Here is an 18,958-nt window from a genome sequence, read left to right as displayed (position 1 = left end):
CCGCTTCCCGTGCGCTACGGGGTCGGGCCCTGCTGACAGCGGGGGCACCAGTAGGTGGGGCGGCCGTCCTGGGGGGCCTCGCGGACGGGGGTGCCGCAGCGCAGGCAGGGCCGGTGCGCGCGGCCGTACACGAAGAGGTCCTGGCCGGGGCGACGGCTGCCGGTGGTGTTGCGGTGCCCGGGCCGGTCGCCGATGTTCGCGGACAGCAGCCGGTGGGCGGCGGCGGCCAGCCGGGGGAGGGCCGACTCGGGGAGCGCGCCGACCGGGGTCCACGGGGTGACCTGGGCCAGGAAGCAGAGCTCGGCCTTGTAGATGTTGCCGATCCCGGCGAGGTTGCGCTGATCGAGCAGGGCCTCGCCGAGGGCCCGCTCGGGGACGGCGATGAGGTTCGCGGCGGCGAGGTCGGGATCCCAGTCCGGGCCGAGGAGGTCGGGGCCCAGGTGACCCACGACGCGGTCCTCCTCGGCGGTGCGGATCAACTCCAGGACGGGGAGGCGGTAGCCGACGGCGGTGTGGTCGGCCGTGCCGAGGACGGCCCGGATCTCGTGGGCGGGGCCGCCGCGCCACTTCTCGCCGGAGGCGAAGACGTGCCAGGCGCCGTCCATCCGGAGGTGGCTGTGCAGGGTGAGGCCGCCCTCGAAGCGGGTGAGGAGGTGTTTGCCGCGAGGGGTGACGTCGAGGGTGACGCGGCCGGTGAGGTCGGCGGTGGCGAAGCGGGGGACCCGCAGGTCGCTGCGGGTGAGCACGCGGCCGGCGAGGACGGTGTGGAGCCGGGTCGCCGCGCGCCGGATGCTGTCGCCTTCGGGCATGGCTTCATTGTGCCGGTCCCCGCGGGGCGGGGGAGGGACCCGGTACGGCGCGCACGCGGCGCCGACGGGCCCGTGGCGGCCCGTGCCGGCGGCGGTGACGTCGCTGGGCTGCCGAGGAGCCGGGCGGCGGATGCGGGCCCTGCGGCGGGCAGCTCCCGCAGGGCCCGTGCACGGGGCTACTTCCAGGTGATGGCCTCGCTCCTGTTCGCCGCGTTGTACGGGTTGCCCCCGTACGCGGCGCCGGCCACCTTCGTCCGGTCCGACGGAGCGAGGGCTATCGCGCACGTCGTCTGGGTCTGACCGTTGGTGAAGCCCTTCGGCATGGACTCGCCCTTGCACTTCTCGAACCTGCCGATGACTGCCAGGCTCTGGGCCGGGGTGCCGTCGCCGAGCAGACCACTGACGTGGCCGACCGAGGCGTACGTCATGTCCGTGGTGCCGATGTTCTTGACCGTGTAGCGGATGTAGTACGGGACCTTGCCGTTCGCCTTGTCCCCGAGGCCCAGCCCCTCCAGATCGGCGGGCGTGCCCTGCTCGATCGCGGTGACGGTGAGGGCGATCCGGCTGCCCTTGAAGTCTCCGTAGTCGTACGGGACCTCCGCGGCCTCGCCGATCTTGAAGACCTGCCCGGGCTTCGCCGTGCCCGGGGCGCCGGCGGCCGCGCCGGCGTCGGTGGACGGGCCGGTCGGGGCGGCGGAGGCGGCCGGGGCGCTGCCCGGGGCCGACGCGGCCGGCTGCGCCGTCGCCCCGTCGTCGCCGTTCTCGCAGCCGGTCAGGGCCAGGCCGGCGACGACGGCCAGGCCGACGGCGGCGAAGGCGGTCTTGCGCATGCTGATGGTGCTCACTGTTGTTCTCCCCCATGACTGTGCATTGCCAGTGCAACGCCTGTGATCATCTTGATAAAGGATCAATAAGCGGATTGGCCAGCCGAGAGGGGCCCGACAGTGATTCTGTGACATGTTCAGGACGTGAGTGGAACGCTCCGTGCCGCTTGCGGCCGTCAGGAACGCATACGCAAACCTCGCGGGGTGGCGTGGAAGCCGGCCGCCTCCAGGGCCGGGCCCAGCGGCGAGGTCAGGGCCGCCGCCGCGTTGATCCGCTCCACCGTGAGGGCCGGGAGCGTGCCCGCGCGGGAGGCGGCCGCCAAGGCGGTCGTGGCCGCCGCCAGTCGCGGATCCTCCGGGGCCGGCCAGGCCAGCAGGGTCTTGCCACCGCGCTCCAGGTACAGGGTGAGCTCCCCGTCCACCAGGACCACCAGGGAGCCCGCCTTGCGGCCGGGCTTGTGGGTGGCCCCGGCCGGGGGCTCGGGCCAGGGCAGGGCCGCGCCGTACGCGTTCGCCGGGTCGGCCGCGGCCAGCACCACCGCCGCCAGCGGGGGCGGGGTCCGCTCGGCGGCCCGGAGCCGGTCCACCGCGCCGTCCATCGCGAACTGGGCCGCGCCCAGCCCCTCCACCACATAGCCCCGACGGGCCTGGCCGCTGTCCTCGAAGGCCGACAGGACGCGGTAGACCGCGCTGAATCCGCCCTCCACCCCTTCTGCGGCGACCGCCCCGCGGGTCACGACCCCGTGCCGGTCCAGCAGCGTGCGGGCCAGGGCATGGGCCCGGTGCGTCGGATCGGGTGCCGCGGCCGGCAGCAGGGACCAGCGGCCGGAGACCGTGGGCGGCCCGGTACGGGACACGGTCGCGCTGAGCGTGCCGTACCGACCGCGGGGCACGGTGCGCCGGGCCCGATGGGCCGTCGAGCCCGCCGTGCGGCCCGAACCGAGCAGTGAGCGCAGCGGCGCCAGGGTGTCGTTGGTGAGCCGGCCCGACCAGGCCAGGTCCCACACCGCCTCGGAGAGCGCGACGTCCGACACCTCGGGGAACTCGCCCCGGATCGACTGCGCGATCTGCCGGAAGAACAGGCCGTACCCGCCCGCCAGCGACGCCAGGACCGCCTGGTGCAGGGGGCTCTGCTCCAACGGGTGCGGTGGGGGCAGCAGCATCGGGGCCGCCTCCGCCAGATAGAGCGAGACCCAGCCGTCCTTGCCCGGGAGGGCGCCGGCGCCCGCCCAGACCACCTCGCCCGCGGTGGTCAGCTCGTCCAGCAGGCCCGGGGAGTACCCGGCCACCCGGGACGGGAGGATCAGACGCTCCAACGCGGAGGCCGGGACCGGCGCGCCCTGGAGCTGCTCGACCGCCCGGGCCAGCCCGTCGAGACCGCGCAGGGCTCCGCCCAGGTGCTGCCACTGGGGGAGGAAGGTGGCCAGCGAGGTCGGCGGCACCGGTTCCAGCTCCTGGCGGAGCGCGGCGAGCGAGCGGCGGCGGAGCCTGCGCAGCACCGTCGCGTCGCACCACTCCTGGCCGATGCCCGCCGGGTGGAACTCGCCCTGCACCACCCGGCCGGCCGCGGCCAGCCGGTGCAGGGCGCCCTCGGTCACCGCCGCACCCAGGCCGAAGCGGGTGGCGACGGCGGCCGTGGTGAAGGGTCCGTGGGTGCGGGCGTACCGGGCGAGCAGATCCCCTAGGGGGTCCTTGACCGGCTCGGTGAACGCCTCCGGGACGCCGACGGGCAGAGCCGTGCCCAGTGCGTCCCGCAACCGGCCCGCGTCCTCGATCGCCGCCCAGTGGTCCGCGCCGCCGATCCGGACCGGGATGGCGCGGCGGGCCTCGACGAGCTCCCGCGCCCAGGCCGGATCCGCCCCGCGCTCGGTCAACTGGCCCGGTGTCAGCGGGCCCAGCAGACGCAGCAGGTCGGCCACCGACTCGGGATCCTTGGCCCGCCGGTCCTCGGTGAGCCACTGGAGCTCCCGCTCCAGCTCCTCCAGCACCTGCGCGTCCAGCAGCTCGCGCAGCTCCGCCTGACCGAGCAGCTCGGCCAACAGCCGGGAATCCAGAGACAACGCCGCCGCCCTGCGCTCCGCCAGGGGCGAGTCGCCCTCGTAGAGGAACTGGGCCACATACCCGAAGAGGAGGGAACGGGCGAACGGCGAGGGCTCCGGGGTGGTGACCTCGACCATGCGCACGCGGCGCGCCTCGATGTCCCCCATCAGCTCGGTCAGACCGGGCACGTCGAAGACGTCCTGGAGACACTCCCGCACGGCCTCCAGCACGATCGGGAAGGATCCGAACTCCGAGGCCACCTGCAGCAGCTGGGAGGCGCGCTGGCGCTGCTGCCACAGCGGCGTGCGCCGGCCGGGGCTGCGGCGCGGCAGCAGCAGGGCGCGCGCCGCGCACTCACGGAAGCGGGAGGCGAACAGCGCGGAGCCGCCCACCTGGTCCGTGACGATCTGGTTGATGTCCCCGTGGTCGAAGGCGACATCGGCCGCGCCCAGCGGGGCCTTCTCGTCGTCGAACTCGAAGCCCTGCGGAGCGGCCGGGTCGTGGTCCAGCAGGTCCATGGACAGCAGGTCCAGGTCGGGCAGGCGCAGCACGATCCCGTCGTCGGCATGCATCACCTGCGCGTCCATGCCGTACTTCTCGGCGAGGCGGGCGCCCAGCGCCAGCGCCCACGGTGCGTGCACCTGCGCACCGAAGGGGGAGTGGACCACGACGCGCCAGTCGCCCAGCTCGTCACGGAACCGCTCGACCACGATGGTCCGGTCGTCGGGGACGTGGCCGCACGCCTCGCGCTGCTCGGCGAGGTACGCCAACACGTTCTCGGCGGCCCAGGCGTCCAGGCCGGCCGCCACCAGCCGCAACCGGGCGTCCTCCTCACCGAGGCCACCGAGCTCGCGGAGGAACGCACCGACCGCGCGCCCCAGTTCGAGCGGCCGACCCAGCTGGTCGCCCTTCCAGAACGGCAGCCGGCCCGGCACTCCGGGGGCGGGGGTGACCAGGACCCGGTCGCGGGTGATGTCCTCGATCCGCCACGAGGTGGTGCCCAGGGTGAAGACGTCCCCGACACGGGACTCGTAGACCATCTCCTCGTCGAGCTCCCCGACCCGGCCGCCGCCCTTCTTCGGGTCGGAACCCGCGAGGAAGACACCGAAGAGGCCGCGGTCGGGGATCGTGCCGCCCGAGGTCACCGCGAGGCGCTGCGCCCCCGGCCGGCCCGTGATCGTGCCCGCCACCCGGTCCCAGACCACCCTCGGCCTGAGCTCGGCGAAGGCGTCCGACGGATAGCGCCCGGCCAACATGTCCAGCACCGCGGTGAACGCCGACTCCGGCAGCGCCGCGAACGGCGCCGCCCGCCGCACCAGGGCGAGCAGGTCGTCCAACTGCCAGGTGTCCATCGCGACCATCGCGACCAGCTGCTGCGCCAGGACGTCGAGGGGGTTGGAGGGCACCCGCAGCGACTCGATCGCCCCCGTGCGCATCCGCTCGGTGACCACCGCCGCCTGCACGAGGTCGCCGCGGTACTTGGGGAAGACCACCCCGGTGGAGACCGCGCCCACCTGGTGCCCGGCCCGGCCCACCCGCTGCAGCCCGGAGGCCACCGAGGGCGGGGACTCGACCTGCACCACCAGGTCCACCGCGCCCATGTCGATGCCCAACTCCAGACTGGACGTGGCGACCACGGCCGGCAGCCGGCCGGCCTTCAGGTCCTCCTCCACCAGCGCCCGCTGCTCCTTGGAGACCGAGCCGTGGTGGGCGCGGGCCAGCAGCGGCGGAGCGCCCAGGGCGGCCCCCGACTGGGCCATGATCTCGGCCGGGGGCGCTCCCTCCGGCATCTTCTCGCCCATGGCGCGCTCGTACGCGATCTCGTTGAGCCGGTTGCACAACCGCTCGGCGAGCCGGCGGGAGTTGGCGAACACGATCGTCGAGCGGTGCGCCTGCACCAGGTCGGCGATCCGCTCCTCCACATGCGGCCAGATCGACGGCTTGTCCCCGCCCTCCTTGCCCTCCGTCGCGGGGGAGCCGCCCAACTCACCCATGTCCTGCACCGGGACGACCACCGACAGGTCGAACTCCTTGGTCGAAGGCGGCTGGACGATCTCCACCTTGCCGCGCGGCGCCAGATAGCGGGCCACCTCGTCCACCGGCCGGACCGTCGCCGACAGACCGATCCGGCGCGCCGGGCGCGGCAGCAGTTCGTCCAGCCGCTCCAGGGAGAGGGCGAGATGGGCGCCGCGCTTGGTCCCGGCGACCGCGTGCACCTCGTCCAGGATCACCGTCTCGATCCCCGTGAGGGCCTCCCGGGCCGCCGAGGTCAGCATCAGGAACAGCGACTCGGGCGTCGTGATCAGGATGTCCGGCGGGCGGGTGGCCAGCGCCCGCCGCTCGGCGGGCGGGGTGTCACCGGAGCGGATCCCCACCCGGATGTCCGGCTCGGGCAGGCCCAGACGCACCGACTCCTGGCGGATCCCCGTCAGCGGGCTGCGCAGATTGCGCTCCACGTCGACGGCCAGCGCCTTCAGGGGCGAGACGTACAGCACCCGGCACCGCTTCTTCGACTCCGCGGGCGGCGGGGTCGATGCGAGCCGGTCGAGGGCGGCGAGGAACGCGGCCAGGGTCTTGCCGGAGCCGGTGGGGGCCACCACCAGCACGTCCGAGCCCTCCCCGATCGCCCGCCAGGCGCCCTCCTGCGCGTCGGTGGGCGTGACGAAGGCCCCCGTGAACCACGAGCGGGTCGCGGGGGAGAACGAGTCGAGCGCAGCGCCTGCCATGCCCCCATCGTGCACCCGGCCACTGACAACGGGCCGGACCTGGGGAAACGCGCGACGCGGGCGGGGCGCAGAATGGGGGGATGGGGACGGACGAGGGCGCCGGGGGCCGCCGGGAGTGGGCACGGCACTGGCAGTACGCGGAACTGCCCGGGCTGGACCTGCTGCGCGCCCACTACGTACGCCACACCTTCCCGCGGCACGCGCACGACGGGTACGTCATCGCGGCCGTCACCGGAGGCATCGAGGAGATCGGGCTCCCCGGCCACGTGGTGCACGCCGGGCCGGGCAGCGTGGTCCTGATCAACCCCGAGGTACCGCACACCGCGCGCGCCGGGGTGCCCGAGGGTTGGGCGTACGCCACTCTCTACCCCTCGCGCGAGCTGATCACCGAGGTCGCCGAGGAGATCGGCACGCTGCGCGGCACTCCCGGCTTCACCGCCGACATGATCTCCGACCCGCGGGGCTCGCAGGCCATCACCGAGATCCACCGGGCCGCCGAGGCCGGGAACGCGCTGGCCGCCGACACCCTGCTGCGCGGTGTGGTGGCGCGGATGCTGACCCGGCACGCCGGACCGCTGCCCGCCCGTACGGTCCGGGGCGCGGGCGGCGCCGACGCGGCCGCGGCACGCGCCCTGCTGCAGGAGCGGATGGCCGACCCGCCGTCACTGGAGCAACTCGCCGCGGAACTCGGTACGAGCCCCTTCGCCCTGCTGCGGGCCTTCCGCGAGCGGTACGGGATGCCGCCGCACACCTGGCTGACCGACGCCCGCGTCCGGCAGGCCCGCCGGCTCCTCGACGCGGGCACGGCTCCCGCGGAGGCGGCCGTCACCGTGGGCTTCACCGACCAGCCGCACCTGAACCGACACTTCACCCGCATCGTGGGGGTGCCGCCCGGCGCGTACCGGCGGGAGCGGACCGGATAGGCCGGCTCGCGCCGGTGGGGCCGTCTCGCGCCGGGCGCGCAAGAACGTACAAGACCGGCCGGCCCCGCCCTGCGTAGTTTCGGGGCGTGGGAGAACATCAAGCAGTGATACAGGGGACCCCCGAGGGGGTCTCCGAGGGGCGGCCGCGGGCCGCCGTCGTCCGCGACGCGCTCGGGGTCGGGGTGGCCGTCGGGCTGTCCGGGTTCGCGTTCGGGGTGACCGCCGCCGGCGCCGGCATCAGCACCCTGCAGGCCTGTGTGCTCAGCCTGCTCGTCTTCACCGGCGCCTCGCAGTTCGCCCTGGTCGGAGCGCTCGCGGCGGGTGGGAACCCCTTCACCGCCGCCGCCGGGGCCTTCTTCCTCGGGACCCGCAACGCCTTCTACGGGCTGCGGCTGTCCCAGCTGCTCAAGCTGCCCCGGCCCGTGCGACCGCTGGCCGCTCACTGGGTGATCGACGAGACCACCGCCGTCGCGCTGGCCCAGCCCGACCGGAAGTCGGCGCGCCTCGGCTTCACCGTCACCGGGCTCACCCTCTACGCGCTGTGGAACCTCACCACCCTGCTGGGCGCGCTCGGCGCCGAGGCCATCGGGGACACCCGGGCCTGGGGCCTGGACGCCGCCGGCCCCGCCGTGTTCCTGGCACTGCTGGCGCCGATGCTGAAGACCTCCACCGAGCGGGCGGTCGCCGCCCTCGCGCTCGTCCTCGGGCTCGGCTTCCTGCCCGTACTGCCCGCCGGCGTGCCCGTGCTGATCGCGGCCTTCGCCGCCCCCGTCGTGCTGTGGATGAAGGGTCGCCGTCCGTGAACGTCTGGATCGCCATCGGCCTCACCGTCGTCGGCTGCTACGCCGTCAAGCTCGCCGGGCTGCTCGTCCCCGCCGGGGCCCTGGAACGGCCGCTCGTACGCCGTCTGGCCGCCCTGCTGCCGGTCGCCCTGCTCGCCGCGCTCACCGCCCAGCAGACCTTCAGCACCGGGTCCGCCCTCGTCGTCGACGCCCGCGCCGCCGGGCTCGCCGCCGCCGGGCTGGCGCTGCTGCTGCGCGCCCCGTTCCTGGTCGTGGTCGCGGCCGCCGTCGTCGTCACCGCGGGGGTACGGGCCCTGGGTGGCTGACCGTCGCGGGCAGACGCCCGTAGGCGCGCAGGGTGAGCAGGGCCTCCAGGGTGGCGATCGGCCGCCGCTCCAGCGAACTCCCCGGCGCCCAGGCCCGCCGGCGTACCGGCCAGCCGCCGTCGGGTTGCTGCTCGGAGGCCAGGAAGTCCAACGAGCGGCGCAGCTCCGCGTCGGTGAACCAGCCGCGGGCCAGCGACTCCGGCCGTTTCGCGTAGTCGTGCGGATACAGCCGCTCGCCCGGCGCGTAGCCGGGGGCCTCCGGGTACTCCGCCCGCCGTACCGGATCGAGCACCACGAGCCGCTGCTCGCGCACCAGCCGGCCCAGCCGGTCCGCGGCCGCCGCCGCGCGCGCCCGGTCGGGGATGCCGTCGAGGAAGGCCACCGCGCTCTGGACCTCGTACGGATGCGTGTGGCGCAGGTTCTCGACCCGGTCCCAGCAGAAGTCCGTGGCCCGGAAGAGCCAGGCGTGCCAGACCCGGTTGCGGTGCAGTACGCCGACCACCGGGCCCGTGGTCAGCAGCTCGCCCGGCGGGTCGTCGTGCATCGGGTGGTAGGGGGCCGCGGGATAGTCGCGCGGGGCCGGGAAGACCACCGGAAGCGCGCCGTCCCCGGTGGAGACCCCGGTCAGGTGGCGGCAGAGCCGCTCGATGCGCTGCCCGGCGCAGCGGCCCAGGCTGTCGAGCACGCGCAGCGCGTGCGCGGTGTGCAGCGGCTGGCTGAGCGGACCGCGAAGATCCGGATCGAGTGCGTGACCGTAGCCCCCGTCCGCGTTGAGATACGAGCCGAGGGCCGTGTCCACCGGGTCGGCGTCCCCGCCGAGGAAGTGGAACGCGAACCGCCGCTGCTCCAGCACACGGGCCGTGAGCCAGATGAACCCCTCGGCGCGGGCCAGCGGGGTCTGTGGGGATCGTGGGGTCTGCGAGGAAGCTTCGTCTCCGGGCATGCGTGCAACCTAGGACGCGGTGGTGCGACGGGGAGGGCCGAACGCGGGCGGTGCACTCTCCCGGGGCGGGATACTGGGGGCATGCGGTTGACGATTTTCTGGGAACGGATGGCGGAGCACTTCGGCGCGGCCTACGCCGACTCCTTCGCGCGCGACCACGTCATGACGGAACTCGGCGGGCGCACCGTCCACCAGGCGTTGGACGCGGGCTGGGAGACCAAGGACGTGTGGCGCGCGGTGTGTTCGGCGATGGACGTGCCGGCTTCGCTGCGCTGACGCCGCCTTGACGCCGCCCTGGCCGGCGCGCTGTTTCGCCGTGGTGGGCGGGGGTGGGACAGACTTGGCGCCGTGGCAGCCAGCGAAGAGACGACCGACCAGTCCGCCGAGGCGCGAGGAGTGACACCGCCGGAGCGGGTGGAGGAGCCGGGGACGCCGGTTCCGCCCGTGCCGCCGACCCCACCACCCTCCGGTGCCGCCGACGCCGCGGACGCGCGCATGCCGCGCTGGCTGCCGCGCGCCGTGATCCTCGTACTGGCCCTCGTGGCCTGCTTCCAGCTCGGCAGCTGGGCCTTCCACCAGCTGATAGGCCTGCTGGTCAACATCCTGATCGCGTTCTTCCTCGCGCTCGCGATCGAGCCGGCGGTGTCCAGGATGGCCGCCGCCGGCATGCGCCGCGGGCTCGCCACCTTCGTGATGTTCCTCGCGGTCTTCGTCGTGACCGCGGGCTTCCTCGCGCTGCTCGGCTCGTTGCTCGCCGGGCAGATCGTCGCCATGGTCGAGGGCTTCCCGGGCTATATCGACGCGGTGATCAAGGCGATCAACTCCACCTTCCACACCGAACTGTCCCGGCTGGAGATCCAGGAGAGCGTGCTGCGCTCCGACTGGCTGCGCAAGTACGTGCAGAACAGCGCGTCCGGCGTGCTCGACGTGTCCGCCACCGTGCTCGGCGGACTCTTCAAGCTGCTGACGATCGGGCTGTTCTCCTTCTACTTCGCCGCCGACGGACCGCGACTGCGGCGCGCGCTGTGCTCCGTACTGCCGCCCGCGAAGCAGGCCGAGGTGCTGCGCGCCTGGGAGATCGCCGTCGCCAAGACGGGCGGGTACCTCTACTCGCGCGGGCTGATGGCCTTCATCTCCGGTGTCGCGACCTACATCGTGCTGGCGGTCCTCGGGGTGCCGTACGCGCCCGCGCTCGCCGTGTGGGTGGGGCTGGTCTCGCAGTTCGTCCCCACCATCGGCACCTACCTCGCGGGCGCGCTGCCGGTGCTGCTCGCCTTCACCGTCGATCCCTGGTACGCGCTGTACGTACTGGGCTTCGTGGTGATCTACCAGCAGTTCGAGAACTACGTCCTGCAGCCGAAGCTGACCTCGAAGACCGTGGACATCCATCCGGCGGTGGCCTTCGGATCGGTCATCGCGGGCACCGCCCTGCTGGGCGCGGTCGGGGCGCTCATCGCGATCCCGGCCGTCGCCACGCTGCAGTCCTTCCTCGGCGCGTACGTCAAGCGCTACGAGCTGACGCGGGACGCGGAGTCCTCTACTTCCCGTCGGCGTCGACGCGTACGACTGCCAAGGCTTCGCTGACGGTCGCCTCGACGGCGGCCTTGTCCAGACCGAGGCCGCTCAGCGGGCCCTCGCCGTTCTCCAGCTCCAGGAGTGCGAGCAGGACGTGCTCCGTACCGACGAAGTCGTGGCCCAGGCGAAGGGCTTCGCGGAAGGTGAGTTCGAGGGCCTTCTTCGCGGACGCGTCGAAGGGGATCAGGTCGGGCACCTCCGGCTGGGCCGGGGGCAGCAGGGCGGTCACGGCGGCGCGCACGTCGTCGACGGCGATCCCCTGGGCGCGCAGGGCGTACCCGGCGAGCCCCTCGGACTCGGCGAGGAGGCCCAGGACCAGGTGCTCGGTGCGGATCTCGGTGCCGCCGGCGGCGCGGGCCTCGTTCTGGGAGGTCATGACGACGTTGCGGGCGCGCGGGGTGAACCGGCCGAAGCCCGCGTTCGGGTCGAGGCCGCCGGCGCCTTCCTTGTCGGCCTTGGGGACGAAGCGCTTCTGGGCCGCCTGGCGGGTGACGCCCATGCTGCGGCCGATGTCGGTCCAGGAGGCGCCGGAGCGGCGGGCCTGGTCGACGAAGTGGCCGATGAGGTGGTCCGCGACGTCCCCGAGAGCCTCCGCCGCGACGACGGCGCCGCTGAGCTGCTCCAGGGGGTCGGTGTGGACCTTGTTGATGGCCTCGATCAGGTCGTCGAGGCGTACCGGATTGGTCATGCGAACGGGTTCCACCGAAGGGTTCGTCATAGGTGCAACCGTAGGTTGACACCTCGATGAGTGTCAACCCTGGGTTGTCACTCAGGTGGGGAGTGTTCATGAGCGCGGAGCCGGGGCGGCGGTGCCATCCTGTGGAGGAGAGTCGAGACGCGGAGGCCGCCATGGGGTTCTACGCCGAGCAGGCGGTGCCGCGGATCCTCGACGTCGCCTGCGGGGCCAGGACGGCTCGGCCGCTGCGGCGCCGGGTCTGCGACGGGCTGACCGGCGAGGTCGTCGAGATCGGCTTCGGCGCGGGGCACAACGCCCCCTTCTATCCGCAGGGCGTCACGAGCGTGTCGGCGGTCGAGCCCTCCGACGTCGCGTGGCGACTGGCCGCCAAGCGCGTACGGGACGCCCGCGTCCCGATCCGAAGGGCCGGCCTCGACGGCCAGTCCCTGCCCTTCGAGGACGACGGTTTCGACTCCGCCCTGTCCACCTGGACGCTGTGCACCATCCCGGACGCCGTGGCCGCCCTGCGCGAGCTGCGCCGCGTCCTGAAGCCCGGCGGCACCCTGCACTTCGTCGAACACGGACTCGCCCCGGCGGGCGACCGGCGCGTGCGCCGCCTGCAGCGCCGGCTCGAACCGCTGAACAAGCGGCTGTTGGGCGGTTGCCACCTCACGCGCTCCGCCCCGGACCTGCTGGCGGCGGCGGGATTCACGATCACCGCCCTCGACGTCTTCTACGAGGAGGGGGCGCCGAAGTTCCTGTGCGCCGAATCCCTCGGGACGGCCGTCTCCCCCTGACCGACGACCGACCGACGACCCGTCACGAACGACCGACGACCCGTCACGAAACCATCACGAGGGGGACGGGCCCGGAGCGGCCCTGGCAGCATCGGTCGGACCGATCCAGGGGGGTTCCAGGTTCCATGAGATTCCGTGTGCGCGTCCCCGTGGCGACCCGCGTCGCCTTCGTCGCGGCGACCGTCGTCGCCGGCGCGTCGATGCTCGGGGGCTGCTCCCGGTCCCCGGCCGATCGACTGGAGGAGTGGTACAGCTCGGGAGGCGAGGCCCAGATCAAGAAGCTGAACGAGGACGCCGGCCGGGTCAACGAGGTGAGCATGCGCACGATCGACGTCCAAGGACCCGCCTGCCAGGACCTGTTGGCCCAGACCGCCAAGGCCGAGAAGATGGACCCGATCCCGGACGAGGCCGCCCAGCGGTACTGGAAGGAAGCCCTCGGCGGATTCCGGCGGGGCGCGGGTGAATGCGCCGACGGGGCCGCGAAGAAGGAAGAGATCCAGGTCTCCCGGGGCATCAGGGTGGTCCAGACGGAAGGCCTCCCCAAGCTGGTGAGCACCGTCTCGATGATCAAGGCGGGTCTGGCGGCGGCCAAGTGACCTGAACGGGCCCGATGCCGGTGGTGGCTGCCGACTTCCGCGCCGTTGCCGGTACCGGACGCCCACGGCAGGCCGGAGGAGATCCACTCCTGGGGCTTCTCCGGCGACCGACGGACGGCCTCTCCACCCTGGGCGGGGGACACCTCGCGCGGTCATCGTGTCGATCCCCGCGCGGGGTGCTGCCTAGGCTGCTCGCATGGCTCATGCGAAGACCTCCTACGTCTGTCTGTCCTGCCGGGCCTCGTTCAAGCAGCCCTACGACAGGGACCGGGAGCGGATCTGCCCGCGGTGTGCGGGGGCCCTGGTCCATGTGGGCTCGGCCTTCGCCGCACCCCCGCGCCGGGACACCGCGGGATGGCGGACCCTCTCCGTGCTGTTGAACGCGGGCGTGCGGTTCCACAAGAGCTGCTGCGGCGGGCCGGGCTACCGGCCGCGCACCCTGCACGAGGTGCGCGAGCGGATGGCGTACGCGCGGCGGACCGGCACCCCCTTCGCGGAGGCGCTCGTCCTGCGTGACCTGCCGTGACCGGGCACGACGCCCTCGCGCGGCTCGTGACGCCGCCGACCGCGCCCGTCGAGGACCGCGGCGACCGGACCGCGGCCGAGACCGCGCTCGGGGTACGGCTGCCCGACGACTACAAGTGGCTGGTCGCCACCTATGGATGGGGGGAGTTCTGCGATCTCCTCCACCTCCACACACCCTTCGGCACGAACGGGTACAACCGCGTCGAGTGGCAGAGCGCGCATCCGACGGAATCGCCGGAGCACGGCCGCGAGCGCTACCCCTACCCGCTGCACCCGGCGCCGGGCGGGCTGCTGATCTGGGGCACCACCATGGACGCCGACCGGCTCTGTTGGCTCACCGACGGGGAGCCCGAGGAGTGGCCCGTCGTGGTGTGGAGCAGCGAGGGCTGGTACGAGACCCACCCCACGGGCGCGGTCGCCTTCGTCGAAGGCTGGGTCGGCGGCAGCGTCCACTCCCGCCTGATCGGCGCGATGGATCCGGACCTGGCGCCCTGGTTCAACACCTTCCGGCCCCGTGTCGACCGGTGCCTGGTCCTGTCCGAGGGGCTCTTGCCCCATGACGAGCGACTGAGCCGCCTGCGTACGGCGCTGGCCCCCACCACGGACCGCGGCGCGTGGCGCTCGCAGCGCGACGGGAGCGGACAGGACCACTTCGCGACCCTCGACGCCGACTGGCTGCTCACCTACGACACCCCCCACCCGCACCAGATCCGGATCGCCTTCCCGCCCGAGGACACGGAGCGCGTCCGTCGCCGGCTCTTCGCCGCCGCCGAGCTCATGGAGTGCCGGGTGCTGGAGGTCACGACCGCGGCGGGGACCCCGCTGGAGACCTGGGACGCGGCCACGGACGAGGACGAGTAGCTCGGCGCCCGCGGGGTCCTCGCAGGTGGGGGAGGGGTGGGCGTGGCGCGCTTGACACGGAAATCGAACATCCATTCTGATGGGTTATCCACAGCCGAAACGCTCGTGGAGGCGCATTGTCAGTGGCAGGCATTAGCGTCAGTGACGTGAAGCGATCGACTCAAGCAAACCGGGTGGAACCCATGGCAGGCACCGACCGTGAGAAGGCTCTCGACGCCGCTCTCGCACAGATTGAACGGCAATTCGGCAAGGGTGCGGTCATGCGCCTCGGCGACAAGCCGAACGACCCCATCGAGGTCATCCCCACCGGGTCGACCGCGCTGGACATCGCCCTCGGCGTCGGCGGGCTGCCCCGCGGCCGTGTGATCGAGGTGTACGGCCCGGAGTCCTCCGGTAAGACGACCCTGACCCTGCACGCCGTGGCCAACGCACAGAAGGCCGGCGGCACCGTCGCCTTCGTGGACGCCGAGCACGCGCTCGACCCCGAGTACGCCAAGGCCCTCGGCGTCGACACCGACAACCTCATCCTGTCGCAGCCCGACACCGGCGAGCAGGCGCTGGAGATCGTGGACATGCTGGTCCGCTCCGGTGCGCTCGACCTGATCGTCATCGACTCCGTCGCGGCCCTCGTGCCGCGTGCGGAGATCGAGGGCGAGATGGGCGACTCGCACGTGGGTCTCCAGGCCCGACTGATGAGCCAGGCGCTCCGGAAGATCACCGGTGCGCTCAACCAGTCCAAGACCACCGCGATCTTCATCAACCAGCTCCGCGAGAAGATCGGCGTGATGTTCGGCTCGCCCGAGACCACCACCGGTGGTCGCGCGCTGAAGTTCTACGCCTCCGTTCGCCTCGACATCCGCCGCATCGAGACCCTCAAGGACGGCACGGACGCGGTCGGTAACCGCACCCGCGTCAAGGTCGTCAAGAACAAGGTCGCGCCGCCGTTCAAGCAGGCCGAGTTCGACATCCTCTACGGCCAGGGCATCAGCCGCGAGGGCGGTCTGATCGACATGGGCGTGGAGCACGGCTTCGTGCGCAAGGCCGGCGCCTGGTACACGTACGAGGGCGACCAGCTCGGCCAGGGCAAGGAGAACGCCCGCAACTTCCTGAAGGACAACCCCGACCTCGCCAACGAGATCGAGCGGAAGATCAAGGAGAAGCTGGGCGTGGGTGTCCGCAAGGACGCCGCCGCCGAAGCGGGTGCGGACGCGACCGACGCCGCGGCCACCGCCGTGCCCGCCCCGGCGTCGAAGGCCAAGACGACGGCCAAGGCCGCCGCGGCCAAGAGCTGACCCGTGCGGGAGCAGGAAGGGGGCGGCGAGCGCCGGCGCGGTCGTGAGGACCGTCCGGAGCTGCCGCCCCAGAGCCCGGAGGAGCAGGCGCGGGCGATCTGTCTGCGCCTGCTCACCGGGAGCCCGCGGACCCGGCGCCAGCTCGCGGACGCCCTGCACAAGCGGGGCATCCCCGAGGAGGTGTCGCAGCAGGTCCTCTCCCGGTACGAGGAGGTGGGCCTGATCGACGACGCCGCCTTCGCCGGAGCCTGGGTCGAGTCACGGCACCGCGGCCGGGGCCTGGCCCGCCGGGCGCTGGCCCAGGAACTCCGGACCAAGGGGGTGCACGCCACCCTCGTGGAGGAGGCCCTGGAGCAGCTGGACTCCGACCAGGAGGAGCAGACCGCCCGGGAGCTCGTGGAACGCAAGCTCCGTTCCACCCGGGGCCTGGAGCGGGACAAGCGGATCCGGCGTCTCGCCGGGATGCTCGCCCGCAAGGGATACCCGGAGGGCATGGCCCTACGGGTCGTGCGCCGGGCGCTGGAGACGGAGGGCGAGGACGCCGACGACCTGGGATACCCCGGGGAGTGAGCCGGTGGGCCCGGGGTGGGGGTAGCCCCCGGGACCGGACGCCGGGACACGCCAATGTCAGGGGCATGGCACGGCGGCAGAGTGGGCCGCATGATGCTGCGTTACGCCCTTCAGACCGTCAGGGACCGCAAGGCCGGTTTCCTCGGCGCCTTCGTCGCACTGCTGTGCGCGACCGCCCTCGTCACCGCCTGCGGGACGCTCCTGGAGACGGGACTCCGCGGAAAGATCGGCACCGAGCGCTACGCGGCCGCACCGATCCTCGTCTCCGCCGACCAGAACGTCCACGAGACCACGGTCAAGGAGAAGAAGGGCGGACGGACCAAGACCAAGCACAAGGCCAAGCCCGTCGCCGAGCGGGCCTGGCTCCCCGCCGCCACCGTGGACACCGTCCGCGCCGTGCCCGGCGTCGAGCGGGCCGTCCCCGAGCTCACCTTCCAGGCCGTCCCCCTGGTCAAGGCCCCCGGGAAGCCGCTGCCCTCCTACGGGCACGCCTGGAGCTCCGCCGCACTGACACCCTTCACCCTCACCGAGGGCCGTGCCCCGCGGAGCGGGGACGAGGTCGTCGTCGACCGTGCGCTGGCCGCCCGCGCCGGACTGAGGACCGGCTCCGAACTCCCCGTGCAGTCCACCGGCGAACCCAGGACGTACCGCGTCAGCGGGATCGCGAAGACCGACCGGGGCGACCTCGTCCGGCAGAGCACGCTCTTCTTCGGCGACGACGAGGCCCAGCGGCTCGCCGCCCGCGCCGGCCAGGTCAGCGCCATCGGAGTGCTGCCCGCACCCGGGGTCGGCGCCACCGAGCTCGCCGCCCGGGTCGAGCGGGCCCTACGGGGCACCACCGCGCAGGTCGCCACGGGAGACGAGCGCGGCCCCGTCGAATTCCTCGACGCCGCCGGTGCCCGCGTCAAGCTGGTCTCCATGGGTGGCGCGATGGGCGGCACCTCGCTGCTCGTCGCGATCCTCGTGGTCGTCGGCACCTTCGCGCTCTCCGTCCAGCAGCGCTCCCGCGAACTCGCCCTGCTGCGGGCCATCGCGGCCACCCCGAGGCAGCTACGACGCATGATCGGCCGGGAGGCGCTGCTCGTCGGCCTGGCCGCCGGCGTCGCCGGAGCGCTCGCCGGGCTGCCGCTCGCCGCCTGGCTGCACGGCCGGTTCGTCGCCGCCGGCGTCGTCCCCGTCACCCTGGAGCGCACCGCCGGCGTCTTCCCGATGTTCGCGGCCGTCGCCGCCGGCCTGCTCGGAGCATGGGCCGCCGCCCGGATCACCGGCCGCCGATCGCCCGGATCCGCCCGGCCGAGGCGCTCGCCGAAGCCGCCGTCGAGCGGGGGCGGCCCGGCTGGGTCCGCGGCGTGCTCGGGGTGTTGCTGCTGGCGGGCGGGGCGGTCCTGGTCGTCGTACTCGGCTCGCTGCGCACCGAGCCCGCCTCCACCCCGGTCACCTTCCTGGCCGTGGTGGTCCTGGCCGGGGCGGTCTCCCTGCTCGGCCCGCTGCTGGTGCGGGCCGCCACCGCGCTGCTCGCCGGCCCGCTGCGGCTCGCCGGCCCCGGCGGCCACCTGGCCACCGCCAACCTGCGCGGGAACGCCACGCGCATGGCCTCCGCCGTCACCCCGCTCGCGCTGCTGATCGGGATGACCTGCACCGTGCTCTTCATCACCCCGACGCTCGGGGACGCCGCCCGGTCCCAGGCCCGCGACGGGATCCGCGCCCAGTGGGTCCTGGCCGCGCAGGGGCCCGGCGTCACGCGGGAGGCCGCCGAGCGGATCCGACGCACCCCGGGGGTCACGGCGGCCACCGAGATCGTGCACACGTCCGTACGGGTGGGTCTGACGAAGTACGCCGCGCAGGGCGTGACCCCGGCCGGGTTGACCCGCACCTGGGACCCCGAGGTCACCGGCGGCAGCCTGGACGGCTTCGGCGAGGGGAACGCGGCGGTGAGCGAACTCGCCGCCGACCAGCTGGGCCTGAGGCCGGGGAGCCCGCTGAAGCTGACGCTGGGCGACGGCACCCCGGTCACCCTGACGGTCTCGGCCGTGTACGCGCGAGGGCTCGGCTTCGGCGATCTGACGCTGCCGCAGAAGCTGGTCGCCGCGCACGCGGACAATCCGTTGGCCGACAGCGTGCTCGTGGCGGCGGAACCGGGTTCGGGGACCGGGCGGGAGCAACTGGCCGCGGCGGTGGCTGCGTTTCCCGGCGTACGGGTGCTGTCCGCGACGGACGCCGACGCGGCACGGGCGGAGCGGCAGGACGCCGGGGCGGAGATCAACCTGCTGGCGATGGGGCTGGTGCTGGCCTTCACCGCGATCGCGGTGGTGAACACGCTCGCGATGTCGACCGCCGAACGGTTCCGGGAGTTCGCGATGCTGCGGCTGGCGGGGGCCAAGCGCCGGCAAGTGCTGCGGATGCTGCGGGCGGAGGCGCTGGCGGTGGCCCTGATCGGGACGGCCCTGGGGTCGGGGATCGCGCTGGCGGTACTGACCGCGTTCAGCGTGGGCATGACGGGTGCGGCGGCGCCCGCGGTGCTGCCGGTGGCCTACGCGGCGGTGGTGGGGGTGTCCGGGCTACTGGCCCTGGCCGCCACGGCCCTCCCGGGGCGGGCGGCGTTGCGGGTGGCGCCGGTGGCTGTCGCGACGGCGAAGGGGTAGCCACCGTACGGGGATCAGGCCTCGGGACCGCACCGCTCACGCGGGGCGGTC

The 18,958-nt window shown here is 73.5% G+C and carries 16 protein-coding genes and 1 pseudogene; 12 read left to right on the top strand and 5 right to left on the bottom strand.

Annotated elements, in window-relative coordinates; translation table 11 throughout:
* Positions 1–14 precede the first annotated feature (14 nt).
* The 3 genes from ACWG52_RS10520 to ACWG52_RS10510 all read right to left on the bottom strand — a co-directional run bounded on the left by ACWG52_RS10520 (position 15) and on the right by ACWG52_RS10510 (position 6,399).
* Positions 15–809 carry an Fpg/Nei family DNA glycosylase gene (locus ACWG52_RS10520; RefSeq protein WP_389817842.1) on the bottom strand — a complete coding sequence of 265 codons (795 nt, stop codon included), beginning with the start codon at positions 807–809 and terminating at the stop codon, positions 15–17.
* 176 nt (positions 810–985) lie between these two features.
* The gene (locus ACWG52_RS10515) at positions 986–1,654 is read right to left on the bottom strand and encodes a hypothetical protein (RefSeq protein WP_389817846.1); all 669 of its coding nucleotides are present in this window, start codon (positions 1,652–1,654) and stop codon (positions 986–988) included.
* Between the two features lie 155 nt (positions 1,655–1,809).
* Entirely contained in the window at positions 1,810–6,399 is a 4,590-nt protein-coding gene (locus tag ACWG52_RS10510; RefSeq protein WP_453128540.1) for an ATP-dependent helicase, read from the bottom strand.
* Between the two features lie 80 nt (positions 6,400–6,479).
* On the opposite strand from ACWG52_RS10510, the gene ACWG52_RS10505 reads away from it, so the two are divergent.
* The 3 genes from ACWG52_RS10505 (at position 6,480) to ACWG52_RS10495 (ending at position 8,430) form a co-directional block, all read left to right on the top strand.
* Entirely contained in the window at positions 6,480–7,322 is an 843-nt protein-coding gene (locus ACWG52_RS10505) for a helix-turn-helix transcriptional regulator (protein WP_389817852.1), read from the top strand.
* 104 nt (positions 7,323–7,426) lie between these two features.
* On the top strand, positions 7,427–8,125 hold the full coding sequence (locus tag ACWG52_RS10500; protein ID WP_389817855.1) for an AzlC family ABC transporter permease: 699 nt from the start codon (positions 7,427–7,429) through the stop codon (positions 8,123–8,125).
* Positions 8,122–8,430 carry an AzlD domain-containing protein gene (locus ACWG52_RS10495; protein WP_030010743.1) on the top strand — a complete coding sequence of 103 codons (309 nt, stop codon included), beginning with the start codon at positions 8,122–8,124 and terminating at the stop codon, positions 8,428–8,430. The genes ACWG52_RS10500 and ACWG52_RS10495 overlap by 4 nt, the downstream gene beginning before the upstream one ends.
* On the opposite strand, the gene ACWG52_RS10490 is transcribed toward ACWG52_RS10495, so the two are convergent.
* Positions 8,399–9,373: a hypothetical protein gene (locus tag ACWG52_RS10490; RefSeq protein WP_389817860.1), complete on the bottom strand. Its 975-nt coding sequence runs from the start codon at positions 9,371–9,373 to the stop codon at positions 8,399–8,401. The two genes, ACWG52_RS10495 and ACWG52_RS10490, sit on opposite strands and share 32 nt — an antisense overlap.
* 81 nt (positions 9,374–9,454) lie before the next feature.
* Here ACWG52_RS10490 and ACWG52_RS10485 point away from each other — a divergent pair, with 81 nt between their 5' ends.
* Complete coding sequence (locus tag ACWG52_RS10485; RefSeq protein WP_030729208.1) at positions 9,455–9,649, top strand: DUF3046 domain-containing protein; 195 nt, start codon at positions 9,455–9,457, stop codon at positions 9,647–9,649.
* 120 nt (positions 9,650–9,769) lie between these two features.
* Entirely contained in the window at positions 9,770–10,957 is a 1,188-nt protein-coding gene (locus tag ACWG52_RS10480; protein WP_389817903.1) for an AI-2E family transporter, read from the top strand.
* Here ACWG52_RS10480 and ACWG52_RS10475 read toward each other — a convergent pair.
* A complete protein-coding gene (locus ACWG52_RS10475; protein WP_033217377.1) occupies positions 10,911–11,666 on the bottom strand; it encodes a Clp protease N-terminal domain-containing protein in 756 nt (251 codons plus the stop codon). The genes ACWG52_RS10480 and ACWG52_RS10475 overlap by 47 nt on opposite strands.
* 101 nt (positions 11,667–11,767) lie before the next feature.
* Between ACWG52_RS10475 and ACWG52_RS10470 the strand changes: the two genes are divergently transcribed.
* The 7 genes and pseudogenes from ACWG52_RS10470 (at position 11,768) to ACWG52_RS10440 (ending at position 18,907) form a co-directional block, all read left to right on the top strand.
* Entirely contained in the window at positions 11,768–12,421 is a 654-nt protein-coding gene (locus tag ACWG52_RS10470; RefSeq protein WP_390141469.1) for a class I SAM-dependent methyltransferase, read from the top strand.
* Between the two features lie 125 nt (positions 12,422–12,546).
* Positions 12,547–13,017 carry a hypothetical protein gene (locus ACWG52_RS10465; protein ID WP_390141465.1) on the top strand — a complete coding sequence of 157 codons (471 nt, stop codon included), beginning with the start codon at positions 12,547–12,549 and terminating at the stop codon, positions 13,015–13,017.
* Positions 13,018–13,213: 196 nt separating this feature from the next.
* Positions 13,214–13,543 carry a deoxyxylulose-5-phosphate synthase gene (locus ACWG52_RS10460; protein ID WP_389817872.1) on the top strand — a complete coding sequence of 110 codons (330 nt, stop codon included), beginning with the start codon at positions 13,214–13,216 and terminating at the stop codon, positions 13,541–13,543.
* Entirely contained in the window at positions 13,540–14,403 is an 864-nt protein-coding gene (locus tag ACWG52_RS10455) for an SMI1/KNR4 family protein (protein WP_389817875.1), read from the top strand. The genes ACWG52_RS10460 and ACWG52_RS10455 overlap by 4 nt, the downstream gene beginning before the upstream one ends.
* Before the next feature lie 182 nt (positions 14,404–14,585).
* The gene (gene recA / locus ACWG52_RS10450; RefSeq protein ID WP_389817878.1) at positions 14,586–15,695 is read left to right on the top strand and encodes a recombinase RecA; all 1,110 of its coding nucleotides are present in this window, start codon (positions 14,586–14,588) and stop codon (positions 15,693–15,695) included.
* Positions 15,696–15,698: 3 nt separating this feature from the next.
* Positions 15,699–16,265, top strand: a complete 567-nt coding sequence (gene recX, locus ACWG52_RS10445; protein ID WP_389817881.1) for a recombination regulator RecX — start codon at positions 15,699–15,701, stop codon at positions 16,263–16,265.
* A 90-nt stretch (positions 16,266–16,355) separates the two neighbouring features.
* Positions 16,356–18,907: pseudogene (locus ACWG52_RS10440) on the top strand (FtsX-like permease family protein).
* Positions 18,908–18,958 lie beyond the last annotated feature (51 nt).

It is taken from the genome of Streptomyces sp. CLCI03 (assembly GCF_053615355.1).
Note: the sequence above shows the minus strand (reverse complement) of the source record. Positions and strands in the feature narration are given on the sequence as shown.

What these genes read in the sequence shown, in the direction of transcription:
- ACWG52_RS10520 (WP_389817842.1), bottom strand. Translation starts at nt 809, where the DNA reads ATGCCCGAAGGCGACAGCATCCGGCGCGCGGCGACCCGGCTCCACACC.
- ACWG52_RS10510 (WP_453128540.1), bottom strand. Translation starts at nt 6,399, where the DNA reads ATGGCAGGCGCTGCGCTCGACTCGTTCTCCCCCGCGACCCGCTCGTGG.
- ACWG52_RS10505 (WP_389817852.1), top strand. Translation starts at nt 6,480, where the DNA reads ATGGGGACGGACGAGGGCGCCGGGGGCCGCCGGGAGTGGGCACGGCAC.
- ACWG52_RS10490 (WP_389817860.1), bottom strand. Translation starts at nt 9,373, where the DNA reads ATGCCCGGAGACGAAGCTTCCTCGCAGACCCCACGATCCCCACAGACC.
- ACWG52_RS10485 (WP_030729208.1), top strand. Translation starts at nt 9,455, where the DNA reads ATGCGGTTGACGATTTTCTGGGAACGGATGGCGGAGCACTTCGGCGCG.
- ACWG52_RS10475 (WP_033217377.1), bottom strand. Translation starts at nt 11,666, where the DNA reads ATGACGAACCCTTCGGTGGAACCCGTTCGCATGACCAATCCGGTACGC.
- ACWG52_RS10465 (WP_390141465.1), top strand. Translation starts at nt 12,547, where the DNA reads ATGAGATTCCGTGTGCGCGTCCCCGTGGCGACCCGCGTCGCCTTCGTC.
- ACWG52_RS10460 (WP_389817872.1), top strand. Translation starts at nt 13,214, where the DNA reads ATGGCTCATGCGAAGACCTCCTACGTCTGTCTGTCCTGCCGGGCCTCG.
- recA (WP_389817878.1), top strand. Translation starts at nt 14,586, where the DNA reads ATGGCAGGCACCGACCGTGAGAAGGCTCTCGACGCCGCTCTCGCACAG.